The organism is Desulfuribacillus stibiiarsenatis, assembly GCF_001742305.1.
Classification (GTDB): domain Bacteria; phylum Bacillota; class Bacilli; order Desulfuribacillales; family Desulfuribacillaceae; genus Desulfuribacillus_A; species Desulfuribacillus_A stibiiarsenatis.
In genome coordinates, this window is sequence record NZ_MJAT01000001.1 from 136,166 (window position 1) to 147,631 (window position 11,466).

At 39.3% G+C, this 11,466-nt stretch carries 8 protein-coding genes; all 8 read left to right on the top strand.

What is annotated here, in order from left to right:
- The first annotated feature begins 25 nt into the window (after window positions 1-25).
- Complete coding sequence (locus BHU72_RS00560; RefSeq protein ID WP_069700674.1) at window positions 26-1,333, top strand: PDZ domain-containing protein; 1,308 nt, start codon at window positions 26-28, stop codon at window positions 1,331-1,333.
- 42 nt (window positions 1,334-1,375) lie between these two features.
- The gene (locus BHU72_RS15270) at window positions 1,376-2,290 is read left to right on the top strand and encodes a chemotaxis protein CheW (RefSeq protein WP_083248157.1); all 915 of its coding nucleotides are present in this window, start codon (window positions 1,376-1,378) and stop codon (window positions 2,288-2,290) included.
- 549 nt (window positions 2,291-2,839) lie between these two features.
- Window positions 2,840-4,810, top strand: coding sequence for an excinuclease ABC subunit UvrB (gene uvrB / locus BHU72_RS00570; protein ID WP_069700675.1), 1,971 nt, complete (start codon window positions 2,840-2,842; stop codon window positions 4,808-4,810).
- A gap of 67 nt (window positions 4,811-4,877) precedes the next feature.
- Window positions 4,878-7,730 (top strand): excinuclease ABC subunit UvrA, encoded by a 2,853-nt coding sequence (uvrA, locus tag BHU72_RS00575; RefSeq protein WP_069700676.1) that lies wholly within the window; start codon window positions 4,878-4,880, stop codon window positions 7,728-7,730.
- 53 nt (window positions 7,731-7,783) lie between these two features.
- Window positions 7,784-8,506 (top strand): transglycosylase domain-containing protein, encoded by a 723-nt coding sequence (locus tag BHU72_RS00580; RefSeq protein ID WP_176720356.1) that lies wholly within the window; start codon window positions 7,784-7,786, stop codon window positions 8,504-8,506.
- A gap of 136 nt (window positions 8,507-8,642) precedes the next feature.
- On the top strand, window positions 8,643-8,852 hold the full coding sequence (locus tag BHU72_RS00585; protein WP_083248158.1) for a PspC domain-containing protein: 210 nt from the start codon (window positions 8,643-8,645) through the stop codon (window positions 8,850-8,852).
- Window positions 8,845-9,192: a phage holin family protein gene (locus BHU72_RS00590; RefSeq protein ID WP_069700679.1), complete on the top strand. Its 348-nt coding sequence runs from the start codon at window positions 8,845-8,847 to the stop codon at window positions 9,190-9,192. The genes BHU72_RS00585 and BHU72_RS00590 overlap by 8 nt, the downstream gene beginning before the upstream one ends.
- Before the next feature lie 165 nt (window positions 9,193-9,357).
- Window positions 9,358-11,310: a peptidoglycan DD-metalloendopeptidase family protein gene (locus BHU72_RS00595; protein ID WP_069700680.1), complete on the top strand. Its 1,953-nt coding sequence runs from the start codon at window positions 9,358-9,360 to the stop codon at window positions 11,308-11,310.
- The last annotated feature ends 156 nt before the right edge of the window (window positions 11,311-11,466 follow it).

Below are 11,466 nucleotides of genomic sequence, written 5' to 3' on the forward strand. Positions count from 1 at the left end.
CAGAGATAAATTAGGGGGAGCGGGAATGTTTCCGTTTGCAGATATTGGTTTGGCTATTTTGCACAACATGAAATTCTTGCTATTGAATCCATTCATTTATGTGGTAATTTTACTAATTACCTTGCAATATCGAAGGATGATTGAAAAAGAACGGAGTATGTACTCCGTTCGTATCAATTCAGTAGCAGACCAGACAATTCAATCGATTGGCTTTGGTTTTTTAGGTGGGTTGTTTGCAACGGCCTTACTACTAGTTGTCGGGGTCGTTTTAAATCCCTATGACATGGTTTACGTCTGGGTTGTCGCTGTGTTTGTTGCGCTGATTAACATACGTTATTTATGTTTTTCATACGCAACAGGAATCTTAGGCATTCTGGCATTCGTGACCATGTTACTACCGAATGGCGAAACACTGCCATTGATTGGCGGTTTATGGACGGGTGTATCGCAGTTGAATGTTCCTATGCTAATCGCTCTCGTTGCGATATTACATCTTACGGAAGCTATGCTGATTTGGATTCATGGGGATAAAAAGGCAAGCCCAGTATTTTTAAGTGGGAGTAGAGGCAAGCTAGTCGGTGGATTTACGATGCAAAAGTTTTGGCTGGTCCCATTATTTATCATTGTTGCGATTGACCCTGCAAGTTTACAAATGTCACCTAGTACTTCTCCAGATGGAGGGGGTACTATTCTTTTTCCAGATTGGTGGCCGTTACTGCCCCTTTCAACACTGCTTGGCAGTGGCGTGATTCTAGGCATGCTGCCTGTGCCAGCGGTGCTAGGCTATGGTGATATTGCAGTGTCACGCACACCACGACAAAAAGCAAAGCAAACGGCTAAATGGTTGGCTTTATATAGCGTAGTTTTACTTATGTTAGGACTTGTAAGCCAATACTCACCTTGGTTACTGCTATTGGCAGCATTGTTTTCCGCTGTAGCCCATGAGTCGATAATTGTTTTTACTCAGCGCAAGGAATTCTTAGACACACCTATGTATAGTAAGCCATTAAAGGGAGTTCGCATCCTACAAGTACTACCGAATAGTACTGCACAAAAACTTGGACTTACATCAGGTGAAGTAATTCTTAAGGTGAACGGGTTTCCAATCTATCATAAATCTGAACTTCACTATGCATTATCGTTACAGCCTGTGTATGTGAAACTTGAGATTGAAGATTTAAATGGTGAAATTAAATTTGCCCAAACCGCTTTGTATCAAGGAGAACACCATTCTTTAGGAATTATCTTAGTACCGGACGATGACGCAACCCATTATGTAAAAATAAATATCGATAATCCTTTAAAAATGTTATGGAAAAAATTCAGAAGATAATGATAAAATAATTACAGAGAGATTTTTTGGGAGGAAGACTAGATGCTAGAATCACATGAAATAAATACAATTCAAGAAGCGAGAAATCAAGGGCTAAAAACTTTTTTAATTCGTGTGAAGCTTCTTAAGGATACTCAGCTAAAAGGTGTACGTGCCTACATGGTATTTACCAAATTAGAAGAGTATGGTGAAATTTTAAAAAGCATACCAGCATCTGAATTACTGGAAAAGGGTGAATTCGAGCATTCTTTCGAGCTTGTATTTATTACAAAGGAACAAGAAGAGGGAATCATCGAAGATATTCAAAACATTTCTGAAGTAGAAGATGTGACCATAGAACCAATTGGAGATTTCGCATCAACAAATTCTCCAAGAACTACGATGACTTCTTCAGACACGCAAACAGTGGTTCTAGCAACGCCTAATAATATAAAAGAAGTAAATGCACCAGAAACAAATACAGTACAAAAAGAAACAGCAAAGAAAGAATCCCCGAAGAAAGAAGAACCAGTAGAAACATCGGAAACAGAAAAGAAATACATTGTATTTCAGGTAGGATCTGAAGAACTCGCTTTGCCAATCGATTATGTAATGTCGATTGAGCGCAGTATGAAAATTACTCGTGTGCCGAATGTGCATGCATTTATATTAGGGGTCATCAACTTACGTGGAATTGTCATTCCAGTCATTGACTTAAAGCACAAGTTCACGTATACCTATTCCGAGATGACAGATGCTTCAAGGGTCATCATCTGCCGTTTTGAAAACATTGAAGTCGGGTTTGTGGTCGATTCTGCGAAGGATGTATTAACTGTTAAGAACAAATTTATTGAAAATGCCCCTGATATTGAAAAGTCGGCAGCAACTGAATTTATTAAATCCTTAATTCACTTAGACAAGAGGATTATCATATTACTAGATGTAATGAAGTTGTTTAAAGGTAGCGATTTGAATTAAATTGCAAATCAAAATAAAGCAAATTAATTCAAATTATATCGAAATAAATCAAATTTAATCAATGAGTTGTAACGATTGAACTTACGGATAAAGGTGCTGAGAAATCAGCACTTTTCCTGTTCCTCTATCAGATTTTATATAAAGAAAACTTAGTTCAGATGGAGAGTTTTTACTCCACCTGAACTCTAGTTGCACTTATTTCGCCTGTACCCCTTGTGGGTGAAGCTTGACGGCACTTATCTCCCACTTATTGAAGTGGGAGTATTAGTAAACGCTACTGAGATAAATTCTTAGTATAGCAGCAACTAAGGTATGCACTGTACCTTAAGGGTTTGGTGCATGCATATATTTTCATATAGCGAACCGATACATTATAATGATATACGTCATAATGCTATACTTAGAAATATGATATAATATTATGATAACAATTCTAAACAAAGAATATTGCGCAGTAATTGTTAAATCAATCCAAATGTAAATTGGGTTTCTAACGAGGCTTAAGCGCATTGTGAGTCTCAACATATTATACGAGAGAGGTGATAGTGAATGTTCGAAGTGGTCTCTGAATATCAGCCAAAGGGTGACCAACCAAAGGCAATTGAAGAAATCGTTCAATCTGTTGAACAGGAGAAACAACGATTTACAACACTTTTAGGAGTTACTGGGTCGGGAAAGACATTTACTATGGCCCAGGCGATTGCCAAATTACAACGACCAACATTAGTGTTAGCCCATAATAAGACGCTTGCGGCACAGCTTTGCAGTGAGTTTAAAGAATTTTTACCAAATAACGCTGTTGAGTATTTTGTAAGCTATTACGACTATTATCAACCAGAGGCATATATTCCTCATTCTGACACTTATATTGAAAAAGATTCAAAAATTAACGATGAAATTGATAAATTACGACATTCAGCAACTAGCTCTTTATTTGAGCGTAGAGACGTTGTCATTGTAGCCAGCGTTTCAAGTATCTATGGTTTGGGATCTCCGGAAGATTATCGCAATCTTTTAGTTTCCTTGCGCGTAGGGATGGAGCAAAATCGCGATGATGTGTTACGTAAGCTGGTATCGATTCAGTATGAGCGAAATGATATTAACTTTACCCGTGGTACTTTTAGAGTCCGTGGCGATACATTAGAGATATTTCCTGCATCTCGCAGTGAGCACGCGGTTCGTGTAGAATTTTTCGGAGATGAAATTGATCGTATAACAGAAATCGATGTCCTCACAGGAGAAATCATCGGTGAACGTAAGCACATTGCAATTTTCCCGGCTTCCCACTTTGTTACTACAGAAGAGAACGTGAAACGTGCGGTTGTAGCGATTGAGAAGGAATTAGAAGAACGGCTGAAGGAGTTCCGAGATAATGGAAAGCTGCTAGAAGCGCAACGATTAGAGCAACGAACGCGCTACGACATGGAGATGATGTTAGAGGTAGGTTTCTGCTCTGGTATCGAGAACTACTCCAGACATTTAACAGGTAGAGAACCAGGTTCTACACCATACACCTTACTCGACTATTTTCCAGACGATTTTCTTGTCGTCGTGGATGAGTCACACGTCATGCTTCCGCAGGTTCGGGGGATGTATGAAGGAGACCGATCGCGCAAGCAAACATTAATTGATCACGGTTTCCGACTTCCTTCTGCTGCCGATAACCGCCCTTTGCGATTTGAGGAATTTATGAAGCGGATTAACCAAGCGGTCTTCGTGTCTGCTACGCCAGGACCTTTTGAAATTGAGACAAGCACAAAGGTTGTAGAACAGATTATTCGTCCAACGGGCTTGATTGATCCGGTCATTGATGTACGTCCGACGAAGGGGCAGATTGATGATTTACTGCACGAAATTCGCCAACGTATTGAGAAAAAAGAGCGTGTACTAGTAACCACACTAACGAAAAAGATGTCTGAGGATTTAACCAGCTATATGGGCGACGTCGGGATTAAAGTCCGTTACCTCCACTCAGAGATTAAAACGATTGAACGTATGCAAATTCTTCGTGATCTTCGACTCGGAGTTTTTGATGTATTAATTGGAATCAACTTATTGAGAGAAGGTTTAGATTTGCCAGAGGTATCGTTAGTGGCAATCTTAGATGCAGATAAGGAAGGTTTCCTTCGTGGTGAACGGTCTCTGATTCAGACGATTGGACGTGCTGCGCGTAACGTAAGTGGTACGGTCATCATGTATGGTGATAAAATGACAAATGCTATGGAAGTAGCGATTCGTGAAACCAATCGACGGAGAGAAATCCAGGTTGCATATAACGAGGCGCATGGAATTACGCCTCAGACCATCAATAAATCGATCCGTGAAGTGATAGAGGCAACGAAGGCAGCGGAGAGTAAAGCAGAGTATTTACCAAAGAATCCATTGCAGACAATGACCAAAGATGAGAGAAAACAATATATTCAGAGATTAGAGGAGCAAATGAAGCAAGCGGCTAAGGATTTGCAGTTTGAACGTGCCGCCGATTTACGAGATTTAATTATAGAATTAAAAGGATCTTAATCAATGAATTAAGGCTCCTAATCATTGAATAAGGCTCTTAATCATACGACTGAAAGGTGATACTCTAATGGCACTAGAAAATATTGTTGTTAAGGGGGCCCGCGCCCATAACCTTAAGAACATTGATATTACAATCCCACGCGATAAATTTGTCGTGCTTACAGGTTTGAGTGGTTCCGGTAAGTCGTCTTTAGCCTTTGACACAATCTACGCAGAAGGGCAAAGAAGATATGTAGAATCTCTATCTGCTTACGCGCGCCAATTCTTGGGGCAAATGGACAAGCCGGATGTTGATTCAATAGAAGGTCTTTCTCCAGCCATATCAATCGATCAAAAGACGACTAGCAGAAATCCACGCTCTACCGTGGGTACAGTTACTGAAATCTATGATTATTTACGCTTGCTTTTTGCAAGAATTGGACGACCGTATTGTCCGCATTGTAACATCCAAATTGCTGCACAAACGGTTGAACAAATGGTAGACCAAATTCTGAGTTTACCAGAAAAAACAAAAATTCAAATTATGGCTCCAGTCGTACGCGGACGTAAGGGTGAACATAATAAGCTCCTCGAACAGATTCAAAAAGAGGGGTTTGTTCGTGTGCGTATTAACGGTGAAATCTATGATATTAGTGAAGCTCCAAAATTGGAAAAAAATAAAAAGCATTCGATTGAAGTAGTTGTCGACCGTATTGTCGTCAAAGAAGATATAGCCACACGATTGGCGGATTCGATTGAAACAGCTCTCAAACTCGGAGAAGGGCTATTACTAGTGGATGTTATCGGTCAGGAAGAATTGCTGTTTAGTCAGAAGTTAGCCTGTCCAGATTGTGGTTATAGTAGTGAGGAATTAGCGCCGAGAATGTTCTCGTTTAATAGCCCTTTTGGAGCCTGTGAAACCTGCAGTGGTCTTGGTACGAATATGGTGGTGGATGAAGATTTAATTGTTCCAGATGAGAAGCTATCCATCGAGCAGGGAGCAATAGTTCCTTGGGCGGGAGTTTCATCTAACTATTATCCGCAGCTCTTGCAATCTGTTTGCAAACATTTCTCGATAGACATCAATACGCCGTGGAAGGAATTGTCGTCCGAGCACAAGTCGATTATTTTAAAAGGTTCAGATGCAATTATTGAGTTTCACTATGAAAATGACTTTGGTGAATCGCGGAGAACAAAGGTCGGCTTTGAAGGTGTGATTGGTAACTTAGAAAGACGCTATAAGGAGACGAGCTCTGATTATGTGCGCGAATTTATTGAGGGATTTATGAGTTCGCGTCCTTGTCCGAAGTGTAAAGGAGAACGTCTAAAGCCACAAAGTTTAGCAGTATACGTAGGAGATAAAAACATTTCTTACGTAACAAGTTTAACGATTCGTGATGCATTACAATTCTTTGAAAATCTGCAACTAACAGATAAAGAAATGGCAATTGCGCGCTTAGTTTTGAAAGAAATTCAAGAGAGATTAGGATTTTTAAGAGATGTTGGTCTAAACTATCTAAACTTGAGTCGTTCAGCAGGCACTTTGTCTGGGGGAGAAGCCCAACGTATTCGACTGGCTACACAAATTGGTTCTTCGTTAATGGGTGTACTGTACATCCTAGATGAGCCAAGTATTGGTCTGCATCAGCGTGATAATAACCGTTTAATTGCCACGTTGGAACGTATGCGCGATTTAGGAAATACTTTGATTGTCGTAGAGCATGACGAGGATACCATGCTAGCAGCCGATTGGATTATTGATATCGGGCCAGGGGCTGGAGTGCATGGCGGTCAAGTGATTGCCGAAGGGACTCCACAAGAGATTATGGAAAACCCGGATTCTATCACAGGCCAATACCTTAGTGGTAGAAAGTACATCGCTTTGCCAGAGGAACGCCGTCGCCCGAATGGTAAGATACTAGTTGTTTATGGAGCAGAAGAGAATAACCTGAAAAATGTTGATGTAGAAATTCCGATTGGCCTTTTCACATGCGTTACAGGGGTATCTGGTTCCGGGAAGAGTACCTTAATTAATGAGATTCTGCATAAGAGCGTTGCGAAAGAACTACAGAACTCGAAACAAAAACCTGGAAAACACAAGCAAGTGACTGGTCTTGAACATTTAGATAAAGTCATTGATGTTGATCAATCCCCAATTGGTCGTACACCGCGCTCCAACCCTGCAACTTATACTGGTGTGTTTGATGACATACGTGATGTATTTGCGGCAACTCAAGAAGCGAAGATGCGCGGCTATAAAAAAGGGCGCTTTAGTTTCAATGTTAAAGGTGGGCGATGTGAAGCGTGTCGTGGGGACGGGATTATAAAAATTGAAATGCATTTCTTACCTGACGTGTATGTTCCGTGTGAGGTGTGTAAAGGCAAACGCTATAACCGTGAAACCTTAGAGGTTAAGTATAAGGGAAAAACAATTGCAGATGTGCTAGATATGACGGTGGAAGATTCAGTAGAATTTTTCAAAAACATTCCGAAGATTCAACGAAAGCTGCAAACGATTCATGATGTTGGGTTAGGCTATATCCGTCTAGGGCAACCGGCGACTACATTGTCTGGGGGAGAAGCACAGAGAGTGAAGCTTGCGTCTGAATTGTATCGCAGAAGTACGGGAAGAACTTTATATATCCTCGATGAACCAACAACAGGTTTGCATATAGACGATATTGCCAGACTACTTCACGTACTACAGCGGTTAGTGGACAATGGTGATACGGTGCTTGTTATCGAGCATAACTTAGATGTCATCAAAGTAGCAGACTATATTATCGATTTAGGACCAGAAGGTGGCGATGGCGGAGGCCGCATTGTTGGTAGTGGTACGCCAGAAGAAATCGTAAAAATTAAAAAATCGTACACGGGACACTATTTAAAGCCAATTTTAGAACGAGACCGTTCGCGTAAGGAGCAACCAGTCATTTCATGATCAAAGGTATATGGAATACGATAACATTAATAATAAAGGGGATTCTCATCCTATTGGGGCTATTTGTTACGTATCATAGCGTGTCTGTTGGAATATATCTAGCGACATATCCACAGCTATTAACGAATAATGTGCTAGAGATTACCGATGGGGAAAGCCAGATCATTACGTTTCCAAGACAATTGCCAGTTGCGAATGAGAGTGAATTTGGCATACAATATGTTACCAAAGATGAGATATCTCCGGCTCTTTTTATGGCGATAGTGGCCATAGAAGATGCGCGCTTTTATGAGCATAGTGGTGTAGACTACTATGCCATATTACGGGCTGTCTATTATAACGCGTTTGCCAAGGAATATCTGCAAGGTGGCAGTACAATTACACAACAACTGGCCAAAAACTTATATCTAAATCCGGATAAACGATTATCACGCAAACTTGCAGAAGTATATTTAGCTAGAAAGCTGGAAGCACAGTTTCCTAAAGACGATATTCTAGAAATGTATGTGAACCAAAGCTACTATGGGCAAGGGATGTATGGGGTCGAACGAGCAGCTAATTATTATTTTCGGAAAAAAGCTCGACAACTAGACTATGCGGAGGCTAGTTTTCTTGCTGGCTTGCTACAAGCGCCATCCTTCTATAGCAACCCAAATAACCGTGAATTAGCGTATGTGCGTCAGGATTTAGTGCTTAAGCTAATGGTCAATCAGAACTTGATCCGCCAAGATGAAGCGGAGAAATCATTAGAAAGCTTTAGAAAAAGATTTCAGTAAATTGATAAGATAAATAATATAATGAAAATAAAATGGTAGGACAAATTGGTAGGATTTTTTCCGATTTTAAATAATACACATGAGTATAAGCTTAGTATTATTGATTCGTGGAAAATGCAAAGAATGGAGGGACAGTATGAAAAGGCTATTTCGATCGAAGCGATATAAGATGATTGGCGGCGTATGTGGAGGCATTGCTGAGTATTTCCGAATGGATCCGACAATTGTGCGCGTAATTTATGTCATGCTAAGCTTATTTACCACACTGTTTCCGGGTATAATACTGTATATTGCATTACTATTTATTATGCCATTGGATGATTCGGAGGAGTATATTGATGTTTAAAAGAAGAATATTGAGAATCTTAGGTAGTGCAGCGGCCTTATTAGTCGCAGAACAAGTACTGCCAGGTATGGAATTGGCAGACTATAAAATTGCTTTACTTGCTGCCGTCATATTTGCCATTATCAACGTAACAATCAAGCCAATCGTTAAATTGTTTGCGTTTCCGATTACATTTTTTACCTTGGGACTTTTTTCTTTTGTGATTAATGCTGGATTTTTTCTATTAGTTTCGCGCTTAATTGAAGGATTTGAAGTGGATGGATTTCTTACGGCCCTACTTGGATCAATTCTTGTAAGCTTTATCAATAGTGTATTGCACTCAATTATTGACAAAAAATAAATCCTTATAGATTAAAAGTTCTAGGACTTTTGATTCATTCTTTCTGAAAAAGCAGGAATATTGTCATTTCGTGTAGAATAAGTATCTTGGTGATTTGTGAAATTCTTTAACTTAAGTGCTTATTGGTAGAAGTGCTTCCGGTAGAAAGGGTGAATTTTTTTCTTTATGAAACAGAAACAACCTCACGAGAAGAAACGTACCGAAACAACAAACAGACAACGTAGACACACAAAACAGAATAGTGGGAAAGCAGAAATTACAATTTCACAAGCAGTAATTAATGAGATAGAAAAGACAAATGCTTTCAGAACTCAATCAACTGAAAATGAAAATGCTGGGAAGAAATCTCAGCAGAATTTGGCATATCAAGAAATTGAAAAGAAAAAAGTTAAAGATAAAAATGCAAATAAACAAGAGGTTTATATAAAAGAAGATAGGGTTGTAAACGTTGAAAAACTCAATGAGCAAAGAATATATGCTCAAAAACTGGTCGGTGAGAAGTTTAAGACTTTGATTCAAGTCTACAAAGAATATATACCAAATATAGACATATCTAAGTGGAAATCGGTTGTTCCAGAAGATGTAAAGAGTTCAACGTTGAATAGAATTAAGGCTGTTCGAAGTAAAGCTCAGTCTACATTACGTTTGGCTCAAGCGAAAGGAAGCTCAATCGCTTCATCGATAAGCTCGATGAAAGTAGTAGAAGACTTGAAATCTCATCAAGCTTTGAAGCAGTTGAAAGAAGTGAAAATTCTCCAAAACAAAGTCTTTATTATGTCATGCGTCGCGTTGTGTGTACTATTTGCTAGTTTAGGTATTGGCTATCAAGTGAAAGAAGCTAGGCATCAAGAAATGCTAGAAGCTAGTAAGGCCTATAAAGTGTATGTAGATGGAGCGTACATAGGTTTAGTCAGTGATGAAACGTTAATTAACGACTACTTAGCGAGTAATCTCAATACTTTGCAAGCTGCAGAAAACTTAGATACGCAAGTGGCTAATGAAATTAAAACAGAAGTCTATTATGATTTGAACAACGTTCCTCAAGATGAACAAGTCATGCAAAAAATGAAAGATTTAGTAGAGTTTCAAACCCGTGCATTTACGATTTATGTAAACGAATCACCAGTCGTTAAAGTAGCGAGTGCACAAGAAGCTCAAGATGTAATCGAAAAAGTTAGAACCGCTTATGTTTCAGATAAAGAAAACACTACATTAAAATTAGCTGTCATTAATGACAATGTTACGATTAAAGAAGAATGGACCAATGGACAGCTTTACGAAGTAGAAGATGCTACCAAGATTCTACTTACTGGAACGAATAAGCATGTGACGTATGAAGTATCAAAAGGGGATAGCCTTTCTGTCATTGCAAAAAAGACTAAAGTTACAGTCAGTGAGATTGTGTCTGCAAATCCGCAGAAGCTAAAGTCTGAAGAAACGATTATTCATCCTGGAGATCAGTTAGTGCTAACGGTTCCAGAGCCGTATGTAAATGTAGAAATCGTAGAAGAAATTCTAGAAGTGGAAGAAATTCCTTTTGAAGTAAACTATGTTAAAGATAACAAAATGTATACTTGGGAATCTAGAGTTCAAACACGAGGACAACGCGGTGAAAAAGAAGTTCTATACCGCATTACGAAAGTCAATGGTAATGAAGTAGAAAGAAAGATTATTAGTGAGAAGGTCATTTCTGAGCCGATTGACCAAGTAGTATACAAAGGTACGTTAGGTGCACCAGCTAATGGTACAGGGCAACTGATTTGGCCTACACAAGGTGGTTCGATTAGCTCACCATACGGTGGAGCTAGACGACATTCAGGAATCGATGTTCCAAGACCTACCGGTACTGCAGTTTATGCAGCAGATGATGGTACTGTAATATTTGCTGGATGGAATGGCGGATATGGACGTTTAGTTCGTATCACTCATACGAATTCCATGCAAACTTACTATGCTCATCTAAACTCAATTAATGTAGAAGTCGGACAGAGCGTGAAAAAGGGAGAAGTAATAGGGTCAATTGGTAGTACAGGGAACTCTACAGGACCACATTTGCATTTCGAAGTACGTATCAATGGTGGAACTGTGAACCCCCTAAACTATTATAAATCTCGTTAAGAAGAAATAAGATAACATCATACAGAAAGCTCAGCGGCACATCATGTGTCGCTTTTGTTTTAATATATATTTGTCTTATGTAAGAAAATAAATTTTCAATTTCTTGAAACAAAACTGGACATTCTTACGTATATATTGCGAGGAAATAGCAGGAAT